This window comes from Kribbella sp. NBC_00482, assembly GCF_036013725.1.
In the GTDB taxonomy this organism is placed as follows: Bacteria; Actinomycetota; Actinomycetes; order Propionibacteriales; family Kribbellaceae; genus Kribbella.
In genome coordinates, this window is sequence record NZ_CP107881.1 from 4,025,624 (window position 1) to 4,045,024 (window position 19,401).

The following is a 19,401-nucleotide window of genomic DNA, read 5'->3' on the forward strand; positions in this document are numbered from 1 at the left end:
CCCTACCGACCCAACGGGCGGCGCCTCAGAACCACCCTCCGCCGGCTGATCAGCCAGCCGTCGGGCGTCCGCGCCACCACGTCCTCGTAGACGAGGCTGGCGCAACGCCCGTCGGCTGTGATCCCGATGGCCTTGGACCGGGCGGTCACCTCGTCGGGCCCGACCTCGGTCAGCACGATGTTCGTCACGTGATGCCCCACCGGATTGTTGTCCCCGAGCGCCAGCCCCGCCTCCCAGAGCGCCGCCCGTCCGGTGATCACCCCGCCGCCGAGATCCGACACGTCGTACTCCACGTCCGGCGTGAACAACTCGTCGTACCGCTCCCCGCTGTCGACGAGATGCCCGTGCAGATTGATCAGATCGGTAATGGCGATCCGGTCGGCCACATCCATCGTTGCTCCTAACTGGGGAAGTCCCCGATTGGTGCTAGTGTAACCAGGGATGTCCCCACTTAAGCCGCTGCGGGCCGACGCCCGACGGAACCGCGACCAACTGATCGGCACCGCGCGGGCGGTGTTCGCCGAGTTCGGCACGCAGGCGCCGCTGGACGAGATCGCGCGGCGCGCCCGGATCGGCAATGCGACGCTCTACCGGCACTTCCCGACCCGGGACGACCTGATCGTCGCCGTGTACGCCGAGGAAGTCGCGGAGCTGTGCGACGTCCCCGAGGTGGATGACCCGCTCGACGGGCTGTTCGATTGGCTGGACGCCTTCGTGCGCCATGTGACCGAGAAGGGCGATCTGGCCCGCAGCCTCGAGCCGTCGGCGCGGCGGTCCGGGCTGCATGAGGAGTGGCATGCGGCGATGTCCGAGACGGTCGGGCGGCTCGTCGATCGAGCCCAGCGCGCGGGGGTGCTGAGGGCGGACGTCGACCCGATGGACCTGCTGCAGATCGCCGCCGGAATGGCTGCCGCGGAGCCGGCTCGCGTGCAACGGATGCTGCACCTGGTGCGGCGTGGGGTGGGTACTTTCCGACCGGACCAGTAGCTCTCGTGGTCGGTTTTGTGGTCAGGTTCGTTTCGTGTGGTGAGTCATGGCACCATGCTTGTGTCATCAACGGGCAGGCCGCCCACCCACACCGGCCCCCACCCAGTAGAGGAGCTTGCACGATGGATGCGGTTACCGCTGTTCCGACGCCTGCCAACGAGCCCGTCAAGGGGTACGCGCCTGGTTCCGGGGAGCGCGCGAGCCTGGAGGCGAAGCTCAAGGAGTTCACCGCGGCGGGTGCGATCGACCTGACCTGCACGATCGGCGGCGAGCAGAAGCTGGGTGGCGGTACGCCGATCCAGGTCGTGCAGCCGCACAAGCACGCGCAGGTGCTCGGCACGCTCGGCAACGCGACCGAGGCGGACGGCAAGGCCGCCGTCGACGCGGCCCTGGCGGCCGCTCCTTCCTGGCGCTCGCTGTCCTTCGACGACCGCGCCGCGATCTTCCTGAAGGCCGCCGACCTGCTGGCCGGCCCGTGGCGCGACACCCTGAACGCGGCCACCATGCTCGGCCAGTCCAAGACCGTGCAGCAGGCCGAGATCGACGCCGCCTGCGAGCTGATCGACTTCCTCCGGTTCAACGTGGCGTTCGCGCGGCAGATCGTCAGCGACCAGCCGATCTCGTCCCCGGGCGTGTGGAACCGGGTCGACTACCGGCCGCTCGAGGGCTTCGTCTACGCGATCACGCCGTTCAACTTCACCGCGATCGCCGGCAACCTGCCGACCGCGCCGGCACTGATGGGCAACACCGTGGTCTGGAAGCCGTCGCCGACGCAGCAGTTCGCGGCGCACTGGACGATGCGGCTGTTCGAGGCCGCGGGCCTGCCGGCCGGCGTGATCAACCTGGTCACCGGCGACGGCATCGACGTCAGCAAGGCGGCGCTGACCCACCCGGATCTGGCCGGTATCCACTTCACCGGCTCGACGAAGACGTTCCAATCCCTGTGGGGCACGGTCGGCACGAACATCGCGTCGTACAAGACCTATCCGCGGCTCGTCGGGGAGACCGGCGGCAAGGACTTCATCCTGGCGCACCCGTCCGCGGACCCGGCTGTGCTGAAGACCGCGATGGTGCGCGGCGCGTTCGAGTACCAGGGACAGAAGTGCTCGGCGGCTTCCCGGGCGTACGTCGCGCGCTCGGTGTGGGACCGGATCCGGGACGACATCGTCGCCGAGACCGAGGCGATCACGATGGGCGACGTCACCGACCTGTCGAACTTCAGCGGCGCGGTGATCGACGACCGCGCGTTCGCCAAGCACAAGGCGGCGCTGGACCGGGCTCGGGCGACGGACTCGATCGAGGTTGTTGCCGGTGGCACCTACGACGACAGCGAGGGGTACTTCGTCCGCCCGACGCTGCTGGTCTCCGACGACCCGACCGACGAGATCTTCACGACCGAGTACTTCGGCCCGATCCTCGGCGTGCACGTGTACGACGACGCGGACTACGCGAGCGTGATGCAGGGCATGGAGCACTCCGCGCCGTACGGGCTGACCGGTGCGGTCATCGCGCAGGACCGGCACGCGGTCGCGGAGGCGGCGGAGTACCTGCGGTTCGCGGCCGGGAACTTCTACGTCAACGACAAGCCGACCGGTGCGGTCGTCGGGCAGCAGCCGTTCGGCGGCGCGCGGGCCTCCGGCACCAACGACAAGGCCGGCTCGATGTGGAATCTGATCCGCTGGGCCTCGCCGCGGTCGATGAAGGAAACCTTCGCCCCGCCGACCGACTACCGCTACCCACACCAGGGCTGAGAAAAGAAAGAAGCAGTGGTTGGGGAGGGCATCAGGGTTGATCGGGGATTACCCGGGAATCGGCGGTCGGCGGGAGTACTCCGGCCGGGTCCGTCGTTCCCCGGGTATGCATGCGACTGATCTGCACCTCGAACCGAACGAAGCCTCCGATCTGTGCCGCGTCTTCTCGCCTGACGTGCTGGCGCGGCACGGCTGGGACCGCGCGTTCGTCACCGTCCTCGACGAGACGACCGCGGAGGACGCGCTCGCGGTGCTCGTGCACGACGCCGGAGCGGCACTCGACGAGGGCTGGTCGGCCCGGCGGATCCACGCCGACGCCGGCCTGAGCGCGGGCAAGACCGAGGACGCCGAGGCGTGCGCTGCGTACGACGGCTACGTGTACCTGCTCGGCTCGCAGTTCGGGAAGAAGGCCGGCCCGCTGTCGGCGAAGCGGTCCTGGATCGCGCGGGTCCCGGAGCAGTCGCTCGCCGGTGAGGGACCGGTCTCGATGGAGATCGTGCGGTTCCGGTTCGGCCTGCATCGGGCGGTCAACGATGCGCTCGCGGACGTCGACCTGCTCCCGGTCGGCGGGCTGGGACGGCAGGCGTACGTCGAGGCGACGATCGCTCGTGGACAGCTGAAGGCCAAGAGCTGGGACGGGACGATTCGCCCGGCCGACCACCCGATCAACGTCGAGGCGGCCGAGTTTCGTGCCAACGGCAACCTTCTGCTGGGGCTGCGGTACCCGGTGACCGCCGACGGGAATCCGCTGCTGGTGGAGCTCGAGAACGTCGGCGAGCTGTTCGACGACCCGGACGCCGTACCGCGTTGTGGCAAGGTCTGGATCCTTGGCGATGCGGGCAGTGTGGAGGCGCCGGCGGGCCTGCGAGCGCTCGATACGCGGGGCGGGGACGTGTTCGATGCCGTGGTCGGGGACCTCGATGCGTCGGGCAAGTCGGCCACGGTACTCGCGGACCACCCGGAAGGTGCGCGCGCCGAATCGGAGCACATTCGCTTCGAGCTACCGCCGGAGGGCGGGGTTGTCGGGAGCAAGGTGGTCCATCATTTCGGCGACGTACGCCGGGTCGAGGGCGTCGCGGTCGACGACGACGGCCACGCCCACTACGTCATCGACGAGGAAGGGCACGTCGCCCTGCGCACCCTCGTCTTCGACTGAGGTCAGGTCGCGAGGCCCCGGCGTACCGTGATGTAGAAGGTGGTCAGGTCGTCGATCAGCGCCTCGACCTGCCGTGGAGCGGTGAGGTCGGCGTCCAGGAGCCAGTCGGAGACCAGGTCGAACATGCCGCCGATCAGCCCGATCGCCACACTGTGCCGTGCCGTGCGTTGCTCCTCGGGCTGCGGCCCGTCGTACCGGTCCCAGAGCTGGATGAGGAAGCCGGCCGCCCAGCGCCGGTTGGTGCGGCGCTGCCGTTCGACCGACTCCGAGATGCCGGACGCCATGCCGAACGTGACCTTGGTGATCCTCGGGTCGTCTACCAGGGCATGCACGAAGATCGCGAGCAGCCGCGGCGCCTCCTGCCGCTCGTTCCCGGTCGCCTCCGAGGCTGCGCCCTCCATCCGCTCCTCGAGGCGTTCCGAGGTCCGCCGGAGCAGCGCCAGGTAGCACTCCTCACGGCTGGTGAACAGCTCGTAGAAGCTCTTCGTCCCGATGTACGCCGTACTGCAGATCTGCTCGATCGACGTCCCGAGGTAACCGTTCTCGGCGAACAGCTTGAGCGCCGAGTCCAGCAGCTGCTCGCGTCGTTCGGCCCGGCGTTGCCCGGCGTCCAGTCCCCGTATCGTGCGGCCCATGCGCAGGACACTACCCCGAGTGGCGGATTCGTAACCGAGGGAACTTGTTATGAACACGAGCTCTTGTTTATAACCTGCCGACGTGCTCCACTACCCGTGATCTACTGATCACTCATCGACACTGTCACGGGGAGTTGTCATGCACCACCGCCTCCGCCGAACCGCCGCGAGCCTACTCGCCGCCGTCCTCCTGACCGGAGCCGTCACCTCCGGCAGCGCGACCACCGCGGGTGCTGCGGTGTCGTCGGGGTTCGACGACTGGACGTGCAAGCCGTCGGCCGCGCACCCGAACCCGCTCGTCCTGCTGCACGGCCTCGGCGGCAACGGCCCCGGCAACTACTCGTACCTCGGCCCGTTCCTGGCCGCGAAGGGCTACTGCGCCTTCACCCTCACCTACGGCCAGGCGACACCGGCGATCCCGGTCGGCGGCACAGTCTCCATCGCGCAGTCGTCTGCGGAGATCGCGTCCTTCGTCCAGCGGGTCCGTACGGCGACCGGCGCGGCGAAGGTCGACATCGTCGGCCACTCCGAGGGCGGTTTCCAGTCCATCTACGGGCCGAAGGTCCTCGGGTACGCCGGCCAGGTGGGCAAGGTGATCGCACTGGCGCCGCCGACGCACGGTACGACGTTCGGCGGGCTGGTCAGTGTTGGTGACTACCTTGGCCTGGGCCCGCTCGTCGACCAGGTCCTGCGACAGTTCGGCTGTCCGGCCTGCGACGAACTCATCGTCGGCGGGTCAGCCGTCGCGAAACTGACCGCGGGCCCGATCGCCCAGCCAGGCGTGAAGTACACGGTGATCGCCTCCCGCTTCGACGCCTTGGTCACGCCGCACGAGACGTCCTTCATCCGCGAACCAGGCGTGACGAACAAGTACGTCCAGGACACCTGCCCGCTGGACCCGGTTGGCCACGTCGGCCTCGCCTTCGACCCGACGGTCGCTCAACTGGTGGCCAACGCCCTAGACCCCACTCACCCGAGGCCGGTCATCTGCGCCTTCGGTCCTCCGCTGTAGATCCTTATTGGGAGGCGGCGACGCACGCGGTTGCTTATCCTCGCCAACGTGACACCCGACGAGACGCTCAGGTTGCTGGGGCGTGAAGCCGATCACCGGGACACGGAACAGGTGCTGCGGGAGGCTGGGTGGACTCCTTGTGGGGCGGGCGATTGGGCGATCGCGTTGCGGGCTCCGGACGGTCGTGCGGTTGCGCGGATCAGTCCGTTCGATCCGACAGCGTCGTACACGGTGGCCTTGTATCGGGAGGCGGCGCATACCCGTCAGGTACCGCGGCTGTTCGCGCATCGCCGGCTGGTGGGCGGCGGGGATCTGCAGCTCATGGAGTGGCTCGAGCCGGTTGACGAGGACGAGGCGGCTGGGTTCCACCGGGCGCTGGCGGCGCGGGAGCCGGAGGTTGCCGAGCTGGCGGATGTCGTATGGCGGGTGCACGAGTTGGGGCGCCGCGAGTCGCCGTGGTTCGCGCCGAAGCTGGACGACAACCCGGACAACATCATGCGCAACGCGGACGGTCGGTTGGTCGCCGCGGACCTCTTCGGCGCCGACGGCCCGAGGCTCTACGCGGCAGTCGTCGACGATCCGCAGCTCGTGGTGACGACCATCCCCGAGCCCGAACGCCGCTTCATGACCGAAATCCCCCTCACCAACACCGGCCCCTGGCCCCCCGACATACGAGAAACCATGCGCAAAAACCTCACCACCGCCGACGCCGCGAACCAGGCGTAGACACCCTTCTGGCACGGGGATGGATAACCCCTCGCGTGCAGGGTTCTCCCCTTGCGTATCAGTAGAGAACCCACCATCCGACGGGATAACCGTTCTTCGCCAGTCCGTCGGTGGGACCGGGGCCGTCGAGTCGTGGGTTTTGGCGGTCACCTGCAGCCTCGATTCACGACTCGCGGTTTCGAGGGGCAACCAAACGCCACGACTCGGCGTGCAACCGGCGTGGGGAACCGGGGTTGTGGGGTTGCGTCGGGGACTGGGGACACCCGCTGGGGGCGTTAGACCGGCAATAGCCTGTGCCCAGTCGCCGGGGTTGTTTACGCGGCGCGAGCCTGGTTCAGGCGGATTGGTGGAGTTGTTGGGTGGGTGGGTCTACCAGGAGGGCGGAGCCGCATTTGACGCAGATCCACTCGTCGGGCTCGTCGACCAGGTAGTCGGAGGGCTCGATGCGTTCGAACGGCATCACGGTGGCGCAGAACGCGCAGTACTGGGCCGCGTCGGTCGTCGACGGGGATCGATCGTGCTTCTTGCGCAGGGAACTTCGCATGAAACGGGTCACCTCCGGTGCAACACTTCTTCTCAGGTTGCCACCGGAGGCGACCCAGTCAGCGCAACGACACGGCTCGGGCGCGAGTGGGGTTACTTGCCGCTCCAGTCGTGGCCCAGGTCGTGTTCCTTCTGGAGCCCGGAGCGGATCGCGTCCACGACGAACGGTTCCAGTTTCTTGCCGATCAGCGGTACGGCGACCTTGACGTCGAGGTCGATGGCCTGGACGGTCTGAGCACCGTCCTGGCCGATCCGCGCGGTGCCCTTCAGGGTGACGGGAGTGTTGGCGATCTCGCCGGACACGTCCGCGGTCCGCGTACCGTCGGCCGCGGCGGCGTGCCAGGTCTCGGTCTGGACGACGGTCAGGGTGTCGCCGACGAACTTCCGGGCCATGTCCGGGATGTCGGTGGACTCCATCTGGCGGGAGACCCGGACGACGGTGTCGGTCCCTGACGTGCTGACCTTGACGTCGTACGACAGCGCCTTGGTCTTCTCGCAGGCCTGCTCGCGGAAGGCGGTGTCCGTCACGATCGCGAAGACTTCCTCGGGGGTGGCGTCGTACGACGCCGACATCTTCAGCTCCATGCCCGTCATCATGGCATCTAGGGCGTGGCACCCGGCGTCAACGTGACCGTGACGGTGCGGTTCTGGGCGTCGGTGCGGTACGGCGGGTGCGCCTGGTCGCCGGACTGCATCGTGAACGCGGTCAACGGGAGACCGGACGCGGTGCTGAGTTGCTGGGTCGCGACGCGGGCTCGTAGGAGTGCGGTGCGTGAGCCGCCGGAGTTGGTTCCGCCCGGTACGACGACCGAGTAGCCGGTCACGGTGATCGTTGCCTTCAGCCCGGGGAGCCGTTGTCCGAGTACGTCGAGTGCTCGCTCGCCGGAGGTACTGAGGTCGGTGCCGGCTGCGAACACGCCCTCCGTGAAGACGACGCGCACCGCGCCTTTCTCGCGTTGCACCAGAACACCTGCGCCCGCAACGCGCCGCGCGATCATATCCAGCTTGCCTGCGGTTGCAGCTGCTTCGGCCCGACGCTGCGCCTCCAACGCCGCCAACCGCCGAGCCAACTCAGCCGCCCGCTCCTCGGCGCCGGTGTCAACACTCGGAGTGGGCGTAGGAGTTTGTACCTGAGTCGGCTGCGCCACAGGCTCGTCGCCACGACCACCCAAGAAGACCGCGCCTCCGGCAACCACCGCACCCACCAGCACCACCGCCCCAACAACCGGCAGCACAGGCCGCGCCGCCCGCCGATGCCCACGAATCCCCGCAACCATCCGCCGCCCCGCCACAGCCCCATCAACCACCGACGCACCCGCGCCAGACTTCTCCACCTGTGCCCACAGGGCGTCGGCCTCGTCCCATCTCTTTTGTTGGGCTCGGATTCGGGCCAGTAGGTCGAGCACCTCGACTGACGGGTCGTCCAGGTCGGCTAGGAGGGTAGCTGCGCCGGAGAGGTCGCCCTGGCGGGCTAGCTCAGCCGCTCGGGCGAGGGCTACCTGCTGGCGGATGTCGGTCATTGCGTGAGTCCGATGACGATCTCCCGCTCGTCGCGCGGAAGGAGCCGAAGCATCTGCTGCACAACCTGTTCCAGCGACCGCTCGTCGCGCCGGTTGATCGCATCCCGCCCCTCGGCGACCAGCCGGTCAGCCTCAGCAGTCGGCGGCAACATCCCAGGCGACCGCACAACCTCCCAGTACACAGCCTCGTACCACCCCGGCTGCCGCCGATAGAGCCGCGCCATGAAGATCTCGGTCCGCTCAGTCGCCGCGTCGATCGCCTTGAGATCGCGATCGTCGATCGCCTGCTGCGCCGCCTCCCGCAACGCGGTCAGCTCCTGCTCGTCCCGCACTGCACCCGCCTGCTGAACCAACTCGCCCGCCTCAGCCAGCAGATCGAGCAAACCCCGAGTCCGACCCGGCAACGCAGCCAGATCGTCGATATCGTCCAGCTCCGCCTGGAAATCGCGCAGCCGGTCCTCGGCCGTCGCCGCTGCCCCCGCGTCTATCGCCGACGCCCGTACCTGCTCCCGAACGGTCGGCAACGTGCCCTCCGCCTCCAGCCGCCGCAACCGCTCGTCCACATCCGGCAGATCCGCCGACCGCTGCAACACGTCGTACCGGTCCTCGGCCTCCGCCAGCTGCTGCGTCAGTACGTCGGCCGACGGCGTCTTCACCGACCCGAGGTCGATCTCGGCCTCGAACTGCGCCCCGATCAGCGGTACGTCGGCGACCACCGTGACCAGGTTCGAGGCGTCCACCTCGAACGTGACCTCGACCTCGGTGCCGACCGGCAGGTCCATCCGCAGGTCGACCGGCTTGATCGTCAGCAGCCCGACCGGCCGGTTCCGGTTCGCGCGCACCCGTTCGCCTTGTACGACAGGGATCCGGATCATCGCCTCGTCGTCGCGCCGGAGCAGCGTGTACGACGTACGGAACTTCCCGCGGGCCGTCGTCGGGACGCCGGCGCCCTTGCGGAGCAGCGGCGAGAACGTCTTGTCGGCCAGCTGGATGCCGAGTGAGTGCGCCAGCCGCGCGCCGCCGAACGTCTCGGTCCGGTGTGTGATCGACAACGTGTTCGGGACCAGCTTCTGCGGTGCGCCGGCCGGGTCGAGCAGCTCGATGGTGAAGCGCGACGTACGGCGCTCGTCCACGTCGACCTCGGTCGCGAACGCGCCGACCCGGTTCAGCGCGATGTTCGCGGTCCGGAACGGCGGCCGGCCTTCGGGGTTCGCGAGGACGACGGAGTACCCGGTCCAATCCAGGTCCCGCCCGGCGCGCAGCCGCCCCGCAACGGTCGTCGTGGTCGTGGTGACAGCCGGTTCATACGAGAGCTCGACGGCGAACTCGCCTGCTGCCGGGGCCGCGGCCAGCGGCGCGGGATGCCGGATGGTGCTCGCGAACAACGCCGCGCCGCGGGCGACCACGGTCGACGGGTCCAGCCGGGTCTCGAGCTCGATACCGATCCCGTTGGCCGGGTCGGCGAGCCGTTCGCGCAGGCCGGGGGAGAGCGTGACGCCGCCGACCAGCAGCAGCTTGTCGATCGCGTCCGCCGACAGGCCGTTCTCCCGCATCGCCTCGCGGCAGAGGTTGATCGCGCGCACGTAGTACGGCTCGGCGACGCGGTCGAGGGCATCGCGGGTGAGGGTGAAGTCGAACGTCTCGCTGCCGCCGCCCGGGGTGTCCAGTTCGACCAGGACGGAGGTCGACCGGATGCCGGAGAGCGCGATCTTCGCTTCCTCGGCGGCCGCCTTCAGCCGGGCGAAGTTCCGCGCGTGATGCGGCTTGTCACGGTGGAAGTCGGACAGCCCGAACTCCGACGCGGCAGCCGGTGCGAGCACCCGCTCGACGAGCGCCCAGTCGATCAGCTTGCCGCCCAGGTACGGGTCGCCGGCGTGATGCAGCACGCGCAGTTCGCCGTCGCGCTTGTTCACGACCGCGGCGTCGAAGGTGCCGCCGCCGAAGTCGAACACCATCCAGTACGCCCGCTCGCTGGTGTCCTGCAACCCGTACGCGAACGCGGCCGCGGTCGGCTCCTGCAGCAGCGGCGAACCGGGAACGAACCCGGCCAGGGTGGCCGCCTCGACGGTCGCCTTGTTCTGGTTCAGCGCGAACGCGGCCGGGACCGTGATGACGGCTGCCGTCGGAGCATCGTTCAGGAACCGGGTCGCGTCGTTGCGCAAGGATTTCAGGACCTCGGCCGACAGTTGCGGCGGCGTGAGCTGTACGCCGGCTCTCGCGAACTTGCGGGCCACATCCGCCAGACCCATCTCCAGCTTGAACTCGGACGCGGTGTTCTCCGGATCCGACTCGGCCCGGGCGCGGGCCTTCGCGCCGACCCGGACCTCGCCCGCGCGCGGCATCCAGACCGCCGACGGCGTCGTGTCCTGGCTCTCGTTGTTCTTGAGCACCGTGACCGTGTCGCCCTCGGCCAGGGCGATCGCGCTGTTGGTGGTGCCGAGATCGATCCCGATATCGATGGTGTCACGCATGGCTGTCCTCGCTGTCGGAGCTGGTCGAGTTCTTTGAGCCGGTGGGTACGGCGACGATCACCTGAGCGGTCTGGATCCGCCGATCGTGGTGGTACACGGCCGGCCGCACGGTCTCGACAACGGTCTCCACCGTCACCTCGGGATCGTCGGAATAAAGCAGCACGTCCACCGAACGACCGGCATGGAACGGCTCCCCGTCGTGGTCCTGAACGGTCAGCCCGGCGGACGCCAGCGCTCCGGAGCAGGTCCGCAGATAACGCGCAGCCTGCTTCCCCTGCCCATCGTTGCCCTGGGCAAGTTTGCGGCGGGCCCGCCACAGATTCGTCGCGGCCTCGGCGAGCGCGGCGTCGTCCGCGTCCTCAGTGGGTTGAGCGGCGGTCTCTCCGAGCTCGGCGAGGGAGCGTTCCAGGTCGTCGTACGCCGAACCGGACCAGCTCGGTGCCGCGATCCGGAACGCCTTGTGCTGCCGCCACTGGCGGAATCCGGCCCAGGTCATTTGGCTGCTCCCTTGAACGGCTTGTTGTCGGCCCGATGCACCAGGCAGACGGCGTACTTGGCCTGCTTCAGGTCCTCCCACGACGGATACGACGGCGGACCGACCCAGGTCGCGAAGCCGCGCAGGCTGGGAATCTTGCTCGCGCAGGCGCTCCGGGACGCGGCGTCGACCTCGCTGTCGCCGGGGAAGGACTGACCGGCTTGGTAGAGCGTCGGGTAGCCGAAGATCTGGCCCCAGTGCCATTCACTGCAGCGGACGATCTTGACCTTGTCGGTCAGCGCTCCGTCGGTGACCTGGCCGTTGACCCGGTCCCGGACACAGGTACCGACCGGTGCGTTGTCGGCGACCTTCGTGGCGTCCAGGTCCATCGCGACCGGCTTCGGAGCCTTCGGCTCATCCGGACGGGTCACCCGGTCGTTCCCGATGTCGAGACGGTCATGCCGCTGAACGACACAGGCCGCGTAGTTCTCGTACTTGCTCGCGTTCTTGCCGTTGTTCCAGCGCTGCGCCGGCGCATGGATCGCGGTCACGTCGTACTCGCTCTCGTTCAGCCGCTGCTGAACCAGCGCCTCACCGCACAGGAACTGGCCGAGCGCGTTCGCCTGGACGTCGCCCGGGTACGCCGCGGGCACCTTGGTGATCTGGACGTACCCGAGGATCTCGGCCCAGTGCAGCGAGTCGCAGTCGGCGCCGCGGAGATCGGTCGGTGACGTCTGCCAGCCGTTCGACTGCGCGTCCAGGCAGGTCCCGGCCGGTGCGTTGTCGGAGATCTTGTCGTTGGAGATGCTGATCTTCTGCGGCCACCAGTGCCACACGCCCACGGCGATCAGCGCGAGGACGAGCAGCCAGGCCAGCAGCCGGCGGCGGCGCCGGGGCTTCGGGGGAACCGGCCGCGTCTTCGCCTGTGGCGAAGGGGAGTAGAGCGCGTTGAACGTGCCGGCTGAGATCTCGGCGAGCATCTGGTCGATCTCGGCGCGGACCGACGGCGAGCTGGTTTGCGCCCGCGCCTGCCGGAGCAGGCGTTGCGCGGCGTACTTCCCGCGCATCCGGAACAGGTAGTCGACCTGCTCGCGGAACTCCCGCATCGCGCGCTGCTTCTCGAGCATCGCCTGCCGGTTCTCGTCGATCAGGTCGCGGTCGCGCTGGTCGATCACCAGCTTCCCCGCGCGGTCCAGCCAGCGTTCGGCGCGGCCGTCGGCGGCCTTGCCGCGGTTCATCAGGTCGACGGCGCAGTTGTTGAGCAGGATCGCGAGCTGGTCGTGGAGCGCGGAGGTCCGGTGGTTGTCCTTCGACGGCAGCAGCGCGTCGAGCCGTTGCAGCTGCGGCAGGAGGTCGCGCTCGATCTCGGCGACGATCGGATCGACCGGCTCCTCGCCGATCCGCCGGGCCACCTGGGTACGGCGTTCCTCCAGGTCCTCGTACAACGGAGCGGCCGCGGCCTCGACCAGCCTGCGGTGCAGGCGCTCCGCGTTCGGGAATCTCCCGGCGATGTCAACGAGTGTGCCGGCGCGGTCGAGCGGACCGGTCACGGCGAGATCGACGAGCGGCTGCACCAGAGTCCGTGGCAGCTCCGCCTCGATCGCGGCCACGGCCGCGCGGTCGAGCTGCGGGTCGTCCAGCTCCCGGACCCGGGACTCCAGGTGGGCGGGGGCGCCGGCGAGGAACAGGGACCAGATCTGCCAGACGGCCTTCCACTCGTCGTCGGGCCGTCCACCGTCCTGTTCCAGGCCGATCGTCGCGCTGTGCGCCGCGACCGCAGAGTCATGCATACGGTGCACGAGCGACTCGCAGCCGCAGCGGGAGACGTCGTCGCCCCAGGGCGCGAACACCTCGTGGACCAGCCGGCGGCGCGGGTCGCCGAGGATCAGGTCGCAGGCGGCCTGGATCTCGTGCGGGTCGCGAGAGGTCGCCGTACCGAGATCGATGTCGGCGCCCACCTCGAGCGCCGCGCGCAACCGCTGCGCGACCTGGCGGGCGGTACGTGCGTTCGCATCCGCGAGCAGACCGCTGATCCGGAAGGCGTTCCGCCGGTACAGCTCCGGCCCGGCAAGTCTCCGCAACTCGTCGACAATCGGATCCGCCACCGGCTCACCCCCAGGGTTGCGAGCCGACCGTCTTGCCGGCCCGTCACTTCACCCTGGCACCGGGAACGGACCGTTTCAGCAGCATTCAGACCGGTCTGGACCTCCCCTGGATCACCCGTGGACGCACCTTGTACCGAACCTGCATTTTCAGACTGTGTTGAGCAGGTCCAGGGCGGATTGCTGGCGGGCCGCGTCGAGTTTGTCGACCGGCCCGGACCAGCGCAGGCCGTACTGATCCATCGGCGTCCGGTCGGCCGCGAAGGCTCGGTCGGCCTGGCGTTGCAGGTAGGACGTGTACGGGTGGTCGGACAGCGCCGCGTTCAGCTTGCCGAGGCCGCGGACATGCGCGCCCTTGAACGACGGTCCGTCGCCGCCGCAGTCGCCGTTCTCGCACGGCTCGCGCAGGATGCCGTCGGCAGTGTGCAGCGAGGACGCGGTGGTCGACGCGTCGGCGAGTTGGCGCGCGGAGGTCAGGTACGCCGAGTTATTCGTTGCCTTCGACAACTCTGTGAGCGCGCCGATCAGCACGCCCTGGTTGTACGTCCACGCGGTGTCGCCGTTGTTCTTGCACGTGGACAGGTCGATCCCGTCGTTCACCAGGTTCGAGCCGTTGATCATCCCGGTCTGCTGGAACCACGTCCATCCGGCCTGCGCGCGTTGCAGGTACGTCGTGTCGCCGCCGATCCGGCTGTGCAACTGCGCGTTCAGCTGGATGTAGAGCGAGTTCGAGATCGCGTTCTTGTACGTCTTCGCCTCGCTCCACCAGACGCCACCACCGCAGGTGTTGTCCCAGTACGCCGCCATGTGATCGGCGTCCGCTCGGGCAGTCTGCAGGTACCGGGCCTCGCCGGTGAGGTCGTACGCCGCAACCCACGCGAGCCCCCACCACCCGGTGTCGTCGATGTAGTCGTTGCGGAACTGGCCCTCGAACTTGTTCAGGTTCAGGTCGTAGGTCTTGCCGATCGCGTACTCGTAGCTCTGCATCCCGCTGACCCGGGCGTTGTCGATCAACGCGTTCAGCGCATTGGCCGAGTTCCACCAGCCCGTGGTGTCGAACAGTCCGCTGGACAGGCTGTAGTCCTGCATCAACGCGGTCGCGGCCGCCGTACGACGGTCCCACGCGTTCCACGTCGTACGGGCCCACGGCGTACAGGCGATGTCGGCGCGGTCGCCGGCCTTGCCGCACGCGCGGAGTGCTCCGACGCCGAGGTTGTTCCAGTCGTCGACGTTGTACATCTGCGTACGCCAGCCGCTCTGCCCGGACGGGATCGCGGTGTTGCCGAGGCGGCTGCCGTCGGACCAGGTGCGGCCGCCGTCCATCGAGCGGTCCAGCCAGACCTCGTCGCCGGGGCTGCCGTTCTCGATCGAGGCCCAGCCCATCGCGTCGTCGTCGTCGAAGTGCAGGGTGATCGTGCGGCCGAAGAGCGTGCTGGAGACCGGGGCCCGGTCGTTGGGTGCGAGCGCGGGGTCGCGGGCGTCGCAGTACTTGTTGCAGATCGTTGCCTGGGTCGACATGTTCACCTGTGGGGTCTCAGCCGGCGGCGGTGGTGGCGCGCCGAGGGGAGCGATCAGCAGGGACAGGCTGGAAACGATTCCAACGTACATCACAGATCTCCCTGGGGCGGTAGGAAGAATGCGGTGCCACCGAAGGTAAGCGGACCGCGACACTACGTCAAGATGTGGCCCGCGTCAGAACGTGAGGAGCGCTGCGAGGATCCCGGCGGTGAGGACGAGGACGGTGGCGATCGCGAACCGGCCGCCGCGGGCGCGGCGACGGTTGATGGCGGACCGGTCGGGGCGGGTGGCGCACGGGTCGAAACCGAGGTCGTCGGCCGGCGCGAGTGCGCTGCCGAGGCGCGCGAGGAGCGGTCGATGCTCCGCCTGCCGGGTCGCCTCCTCGACGACCCGGCGGCGCATGAACTCCCGGTGCCTGGTCGCCGGAACCCTGACGTCCGGCGGCACGATGAGGCTCGACGGGAGTACGAGGTCGGTCGGGAGCGCGAGCCCCGGCGGGAGCGCCCGCTGGACGACGGCATGCGCCGCCGCCACCCGCCTCGCCCGGCTGATCGCAGGCGGGAGGATCAGATAAGCGAGGTGGACGAGCGACCGGTAGTCGTCGAGCAGCAACGCCTCGATCAGCGGCTCTTCCCTGGTGGGACCCTGAACCGGCCCCGGAACGATCGGGCTCGAGGTCGTGTCCGACGGTCCCGCGCCTACTGCGCGGCACTCGGCACGGCACCTCGCCGCACTGGAGCAAAGGGCACGATGCTCCGCATCGAACCCTTCGCTCCAGCACGCCGATGCACCGCACCGAGCACCTGCTCGCGACGGCGCGGGACCGTCGGACACGACCTTGACCGTGGCGGACATGCAACTCCTCGAACTCGGCGTACCTGAGTTCCAACGAACGAATCACTGACCGGTCACGGAACGGTCGGCTAGTCTCCGTCACATGAGCACTGGTGACGGGGTGGCTGGGCAGTGGGGCGGGGTCGACGTACATTTCGGCGAGGAGGGCGGGCGGCTCACGTACGGGAGCTACCTGCGGCTGGCCGAGCTGCTCGACCAGCAGCGCCTGGAGTCCGACCCGCCGGCGCACGACGAGCTGCTGTTCATCACGATCCACCAGGTGTACGAGCTGTGGTTCAAGCAGGTCCTGCACGAGCTGACCGCGTCCCGGGATGCGATGCTCGCCGGTGAGCACTGGCTGGCCGAGCACCTGCTGCGTCGGGTGCACACGATCGAGCGCGTGCTGACGCAGCAGGTGGACATCCTCGAGACGATGACACCGCAGGACTTCGGCGAGTTCCGGCACCGGTTGTCACCGGCGTCCGGGTTCCAGTCCGTGCAGTTCCGGGAGATCGAGTTCCTGTCCGGCGCGAAGGATCCGTCGTTCGTACGCCGGTTCCGCGGGCTGACCTCGGTCGAGCAGGATCGTCTGCGGCGCCGGCTGGAGGAGCCGACGCTCTGGGACGCGTACCTCGACGTACTGCGGAAGGCCGGCTTCGAGACCGACACCGAGGACTCCACCCGCGACGCCCTGCGCAAGGTCGCCGGCGACCGCTCGCACTACGCGGCCATCTGGGAACTCGCGGAGGCCCTCGTCCAGCACGACGAGCTGGCCGCGGCGTGGCGCGCGCGACACGTGGTCATGGTCGAGCGCATGATCGGCACCAAACCGGGCACCGGAGGCTCGTCCGGCGCCAACTACCTCCGCAGCCGCCTCGACCTCCGCTACTACCCTCTCCTCTGGAACCTCCGCAGCAACCTCTAGCCAGGGGGCCTCGTGAAGCTCTACTCCGACGTGGGCGTTCAGCGGTTCGGGCAGGTCGTCGGCGATCTGATGCTGGCGGGGTGGGTGTGGGCATGTGTGGAGTTGGGTCTGCTCGTCTACAAGGTGACCGATGCGCTCGGTGCTCCGGGGCGGAAGGCGGCCGAAGCAGGCGATGGGCTCGCGGGTGATCTCCGGCGGATGTCTGAGCCGATCGGGAAGGTGCCGGCGGTGGGGGACCAGCTACGGTCGCCGATCGACAGCGCGGCCGGTGCTGCGGGGAAGCTGGCGCAGGCGGGGCGGGACCAGGCGCATGCGGTGGAGCAGTTGGCGTACGTGCTCGCGGGTGTGACGATCGGATTGCCGGTGCTGTTCGCCGTACTGATCTGGATGCCGCGGCGGATCCGGTTCGCGCGGCGGGCGACCGCGGCGCAGCGGTTCATCGACAACGCTGCGGATCTGGACCTGTTCGCGCTCCGGGCGATGGCGAACCAGCCGATGCACAAGCTCGCGAAGATCTCCACCGACCCGGTCGCCGCCTGGCGCGACGGCGACCGCGAGGTCGTCACCGCCCTCGCCACCCTCGAACTCCGCACCACCGGCCTGAAACCACCGCGTCTTTCCGGTAAGAAACAGTCACCTGGTGACGAAAAAGTTCCGGAGAACGACGCTTAACACCTGCTTGAGGCTCGCTTGAGAGGGCTGAAGCTACTCTCGACTCCATGGCGCGGGTGTTGCTGGTCGAGGACGATGACGCGATTCGGCTGTCGTTGGGGAAGTCCCTGACGGCGGCCGGGCATGTGGTCTCGGCGGTTGCGGCCGGTGCCGACGGGGTCGCCGCGGTCGCGCGGGAGCGGCCGGAGGTGCTGTTGCTCGATCTCGGCCTGCCGGATCTGGACGGGCGGGACGTGCTCGCGATGGTGCGGGCGGTCAGCGACGTGCCGGTGATCGTGGCGACGGCGCGGGACGACGACGCGAGCGTCGTACGGCTGCTGGACGCGGGCGCGGACGACTACGTGATCAAGCCGTTCAGCGCGGCGCAGATGGATGCGCGGATTCGCGCCGTACTGCGGCGGCTCGGGCAGGACCAGCAGGAGGAGTCGACTGTCGAGGTCGGCGGGTTGCGGATCGATCCGCGCAGCCGGGAGGTGGCCGTCGACGGTGCGCCGGTCGACCTGACCCGCAAGGAGTTCGACCTGCTGCTGGCGTTGTCGCGTCGGCCCGGAGCCGTGGTGACGAAGCGGGAACTGCTCGCGGAGGTCTGGGGGCTGCCGTGGGGCGGTGGTGACCGGACTGTCGACGTACACCTTTCGTGGTTGCGCAGGAAGCTCGGCGAGACGGCGGCCACGCCGCGGTTCCTGCACAGCGTGCGCGGCGTCGGGATCAAGCTCGCGGTGGACGGCTGAGCATGCGCCGTCGGATCCTGCTGCTGTCGGTGGGCATGACCACGTTGGTCGTGCTCGCTTTCGCCGTACCGCTGGTGATTCTGCTCCGCAGTACGACGGCCAGCGAGTCCAGGGACAAGGCGCGGTACCTGGCGGAGAGCGTCGCGTACTACGTCGGCGACAAGGACCACACGAACGACGACATCACGGCGTACCTCGACGGCCTGACGGATCATCCGGGACGGATCTCGGTGCGGATGCCGGACGGTACGACGCTGGGCGATCCGCCGCCCGGCGGGGTGCCGACGCCCAAGAACGTGCCAGCGGGGTACGGCGACGGTGACCGCGACGACAAGGGCCCGCCGAAGATCGGCGACGCGGACTACCGCAACGTCGGCGGCGGCCTCGCGGTGGATGTCGGCGTCGGTACGCCGAACGGCACGGCCTCCGTCTGCCTCTACCTGACCGGCGACGAGCTGTACGACGGTGTGGTGCCGCGGATCCTGATCCTCGTCGGCGGCAGCCTGGTCGTGCTGCTGCTCAGCATCCTCGGCGCCGAGCTGGTGTCCCGGCGCCTCGCGCGCCCGTTGGAGGAGACCGCGAGTACGGCGGAACGCCTGGCCCGCGGCGACATGGACGCCCGCGCGCCGACGACCGGACCGGCCGAGGTCGCGAAGGTCGGCTCCGCGCTGAACGGGCTCGCGGACCGGATCGACGAGGTGATCGCGGTGGAACGCGAGGCGGTCGCGGACCTGTCGCACCGCCTGCGTACGCCGTTGACCGCGCTGCGCCTGCAGGTCGAGGCGCTGCCGGACCGGGAGAGCGCCGAGGAGCTGAACACCCAGGTCAACAGTCTCGAACGGACCCTGACCGCGGTGATCAGCGCGGCCCGTCGACCGCAGCGTGAAGGACGCGTACCGCACGCGGACGCGGTCGAGGTGACGCGTCAGCGGGCCGCGTTCTGGGAGCCGCTGTTCGAGGACCAAGGCCGCGTGCTGGCGCTGGACCTGCCGGACACACCCGCAACGGTGCGTTCCTCCGGCGAGGACCTCGGTGCGGCACTCGACGCACTGGTCGAGAACGTCGTCGCACACACCCCCGACGGGACGCCCGCGCGGATCACCCTGACCCGCGCGGACAGCGTCATCCGGATAGTTGTCGCCGACAACGGTCCCGGCATCCCCCTGGGCGCCGGCGAACGCGGCCGCAGCGACCGCGGCTCCACCGGCCTGGGCCTCGACATAGCCCGCCGCTGCGCCGAAGCCGCCGGCGGCACCCTCACCCTCCACCCCAACGAAGTCGTCCTGACCCTCGCCGAGCTATAGCTCAACCAATCGACCAGACCGTCACGTCAACCTCAGCTT

General features: G+C 69.1%; 19 protein-coding genes. 9 read left to right on the top strand and 10 right to left on the bottom strand.

The window, feature by feature from the left end; translation table 11 throughout:
- Positions 1-2 precede the first annotated feature (2 nt).
- Positions 3-392 carry a nuclear transport factor 2 family protein gene (locus OHB24_RS19850; RefSeq protein ID WP_327640555.1) on the bottom strand — a complete coding sequence of 130 codons (390 nt, stop codon included), beginning with the start codon at positions 390-392 and terminating at the stop codon, positions 3-5.
- A gap of 49 nt (positions 393-441) precedes the next feature.
- Between OHB24_RS19850 and OHB24_RS19855 the strand changes: the two genes are divergently transcribed.
- From OHB24_RS19855 to OHB24_RS19865, 3 genes are all read left to right on the top strand, one after another.
- Positions 442-987 carry a TetR/AcrR family transcriptional regulator gene (locus tag OHB24_RS19855; protein WP_327640556.1) on the top strand — a complete coding sequence of 182 codons (546 nt, stop codon included), beginning with the start codon at positions 442-444 and terminating at the stop codon, positions 985-987.
- Between the two features lie 122 nt (positions 988-1,109).
- A complete protein-coding gene (gene pruA, locus OHB24_RS19860) occupies positions 1,110-2,738 on the top strand; it encodes an L-glutamate gamma-semialdehyde dehydrogenase (protein WP_327640557.1) in 1,629 nt (542 codons plus the stop codon).
- Positions 2,739-2,844: 106 nt separating this feature from the next.
- Positions 2,845-3,894 carry a hypothetical protein gene (locus OHB24_RS19865; RefSeq protein ID WP_327640558.1) on the top strand — a complete coding sequence of 350 codons (1,050 nt, stop codon included), beginning with the start codon at positions 2,845-2,847 and terminating at the stop codon, positions 3,892-3,894.
- 2 nt (positions 3,895-3,896) lie between these two features.
- Here the strand turns inward: OHB24_RS19865 and OHB24_RS19870 are convergent, their stop codons facing one another.
- Positions 3,897-4,529, bottom strand: a complete 633-nt coding sequence (locus OHB24_RS19870; protein ID WP_327640559.1) for a TetR/AcrR family transcriptional regulator — start codon at positions 4,527-4,529, stop codon at positions 3,897-3,899.
- 139 nt (positions 4,530-4,668) lie between these two features.
- On the opposite strand from OHB24_RS19870, the gene OHB24_RS19875 reads away from it, so the two are divergent.
- Both OHB24_RS19875 and OHB24_RS19880 read left to right on the top strand, forming a co-directional pair.
- Positions 4,669-5,541: an esterase/lipase family protein gene (locus tag OHB24_RS19875; protein ID WP_327640560.1), complete on the top strand. Its 873-nt coding sequence runs from the start codon at positions 4,669-4,671 to the stop codon at positions 5,539-5,541.
- Positions 5,542-5,589: 48 nt separating this feature from the next.
- Positions 5,590-6,267 carry a hypothetical protein gene (locus OHB24_RS19880; protein ID WP_327640561.1) on the top strand — a complete coding sequence of 226 codons (678 nt, stop codon included), beginning with the start codon at positions 5,590-5,592 and terminating at the stop codon, positions 6,265-6,267.
- 334 nt (positions 6,268-6,601) lie between these two features.
- On the opposite strand, the gene OHB24_RS19885 is transcribed toward OHB24_RS19880, so the two are convergent.
- From OHB24_RS19885 to OHB24_RS19920, 8 genes are all read right to left on the bottom strand, one after another.
- The gene (locus OHB24_RS19885) at positions 6,602-6,811 is read right to left on the bottom strand and encodes a hypothetical protein (RefSeq protein WP_327640562.1); all 210 of its coding nucleotides are present in this window, start codon (positions 6,809-6,811) and stop codon (positions 6,602-6,604) included.
- 92 nt (positions 6,812-6,903) lie between these two features.
- Positions 6,904-7,395: a DUF2505 domain-containing protein gene (locus OHB24_RS19890; RefSeq protein WP_327640563.1), complete on the bottom strand. Its 492-nt coding sequence runs from the start codon at positions 7,393-7,395 to the stop codon at positions 6,904-6,906.
- Positions 7,396-7,412: 17 nt separating this feature from the next.
- On the bottom strand, positions 7,413-8,330 hold the full coding sequence (locus OHB24_RS19895) for a hypothetical protein (protein ID WP_327640564.1): 918 nt from the start codon (positions 8,328-8,330) through the stop codon (positions 7,413-7,415).
- Positions 8,327-10,801, bottom strand: a complete 2,475-nt coding sequence (locus OHB24_RS19900) for an Hsp70 family protein (protein WP_327640565.1) — start codon at positions 10,799-10,801, stop codon at positions 8,327-8,329. Before OHB24_RS19900 ends, OHB24_RS19895 begins: the two co-directional genes overlap by 4 nt.
- The gene (locus OHB24_RS19905) at positions 10,794-11,297 is read right to left on the bottom strand and encodes a hypothetical protein (protein ID WP_327640566.1); all 504 of its coding nucleotides are present in this window, start codon (positions 11,295-11,297) and stop codon (positions 10,794-10,796) included. The genes OHB24_RS19900 and OHB24_RS19905 overlap by 8 nt, the downstream gene beginning before the upstream one ends.
- A complete protein-coding gene (locus OHB24_RS19910; protein WP_327640567.1) occupies positions 11,294-13,381 on the bottom strand; it encodes a septum formation family protein in 2,088 nt (695 codons plus the stop codon). Before OHB24_RS19910 ends, OHB24_RS19905 begins: the two co-directional genes overlap by 4 nt.
- A gap of 147 nt (positions 13,382-13,528) precedes the next feature.
- Complete coding sequence (locus OHB24_RS19915; RefSeq protein WP_327640568.1) at positions 13,529-14,986, bottom strand: glycoside hydrolase family 76 protein; 1,458 nt, start codon at positions 14,984-14,986, stop codon at positions 13,529-13,531.
- A gap of 84 nt (positions 14,987-15,070) precedes the next feature.
- A complete protein-coding gene (locus tag OHB24_RS19920) occupies positions 15,071-15,751 on the bottom strand; it encodes a hypothetical protein (protein WP_327640569.1) in 681 nt (226 codons plus the stop codon).
- Positions 15,752-15,833: 82 nt separating this feature from the next.
- Here OHB24_RS19920 and OHB24_RS19925 point away from each other — a divergent pair, with 82 nt between their 5' ends.
- From OHB24_RS19925 to OHB24_RS19940, 4 genes are read left to right on the top strand one after another with little or no spacing between them, the layout of a single operon-like run.
- Positions 15,834-16,655, top strand: a complete 822-nt coding sequence (locus tag OHB24_RS19925; RefSeq protein ID WP_327640570.1) for a tryptophan 2,3-dioxygenase — start codon at positions 15,834-15,836, stop codon at positions 16,653-16,655.
- 12 nt (positions 16,656-16,667) lie between these two features.
- Positions 16,668-17,327 (top strand): hypothetical protein, encoded by a 660-nt coding sequence (locus tag OHB24_RS19930; protein WP_327640571.1) that lies wholly within the window; start codon positions 16,668-16,670, stop codon positions 17,325-17,327.
- Between the two features lie 47 nt (positions 17,328-17,374).
- A complete protein-coding gene (locus OHB24_RS19935) occupies positions 17,375-18,058 on the top strand; it encodes a response regulator transcription factor (protein WP_327640572.1) in 684 nt (227 codons plus the stop codon).
- Between the two features lie 2 nt (positions 18,059-18,060).
- Complete coding sequence (locus OHB24_RS19940; RefSeq protein ID WP_327640573.1) at positions 18,061-19,362, top strand: sensor histidine kinase; 1,302 nt, start codon at positions 18,061-18,063, stop codon at positions 19,360-19,362.
- The last annotated feature ends 39 nt before the right edge of the window (positions 19,363-19,401 follow it).

Bases quoted from the DNA above. Each gene is read 5' to 3' on its own strand.
- OHB24_RS19940 (WP_327640573.1), top strand. From the start codon at position 18,061: ATGCGCCGTCGGATCCTGCTGCTGTCGGTGGGCATGACCACGTTGGTC.
- OHB24_RS19875 (WP_327640560.1), top strand. From the start codon at position 4,669: ATGCACCACCGCCTCCGCCGAACCGCCGCGAGCCTACTCGCCGCCGTC.
- OHB24_RS19915 (WP_327640568.1), bottom strand. From the start codon at position 14,986: ATGTACGTTGGAATCGTTTCCAGCCTGTCCCTGCTGATCGCTCCCCTC.
- OHB24_RS19900 (WP_327640565.1), bottom strand. From the start codon at position 10,801: ATGCGTGACACCATCGATATCGGGATCGATCTCGGCACCACCAACAGC.
- OHB24_RS19865 (WP_327640558.1), top strand. From the start codon at position 2,845: ATGCATGCGACTGATCTGCACCTCGAACCGAACGAAGCCTCCGATCTG.
- OHB24_RS19920 (WP_327640569.1), bottom strand. From the start codon at position 15,751: ATGTCCGCCACGGTCAAGGTCGTGTCCGACGGTCCCGCGCCGTCGCGA.
- OHB24_RS19870 (WP_327640559.1), bottom strand. From the start codon at position 4,529: ATGGGCCGCACGATACGGGGACTGGACGCCGGGCAACGCCGGGCCGAA.
- OHB24_RS19905 (WP_327640566.1), bottom strand. From the start codon at position 11,297: ATGACCTGGGCCGGATTCCGCCAGTGGCGGCAGCACAAGGCGTTCCGG.
- OHB24_RS19855 (WP_327640556.1), top strand. From the start codon at position 442: ATGTCCCCACTTAAGCCGCTGCGGGCCGACGCCCGACGGAACCGCGAC.
- OHB24_RS19850 (WP_327640555.1), bottom strand. From the start codon at position 392: ATGGATGTGGCCGACCGGATCGCCATTACCGATCTGATCAATCTGCAC.
- OHB24_RS19935 (WP_327640572.1), top strand. From the start codon at position 17,375: ATGGCGCGGGTGTTGCTGGTCGAGGACGATGACGCGATTCGGCTGTCG.
- OHB24_RS19890 (WP_327640563.1), bottom strand. From the start codon at position 7,395: ATGGAGCTGAAGATGTCGGCGTCGTACGACGCCACCCCCGAGGAAGTC.
- OHB24_RS19895 (WP_327640564.1), bottom strand. From the start codon at position 8,330: ATGACCGACATCCGCCAGCAGGTAGCCCTCGCCCGAGCGGCTGAGCTA.
- OHB24_RS19885 (WP_327640562.1), bottom strand. From the start codon at position 6,811: ATGCGAAGTTCCCTGCGCAAGAAGCACGATCGATCCCCGTCGACGACC.
- OHB24_RS19925 (WP_327640570.1), top strand. From the start codon at position 15,834: ATGAGCACTGGTGACGGGGTGGCTGGGCAGTGGGGCGGGGTCGACGTA.
- pruA (WP_327640557.1), top strand. From the start codon at position 1,110: ATGGATGCGGTTACCGCTGTTCCGACGCCTGCCAACGAGCCCGTCAAG.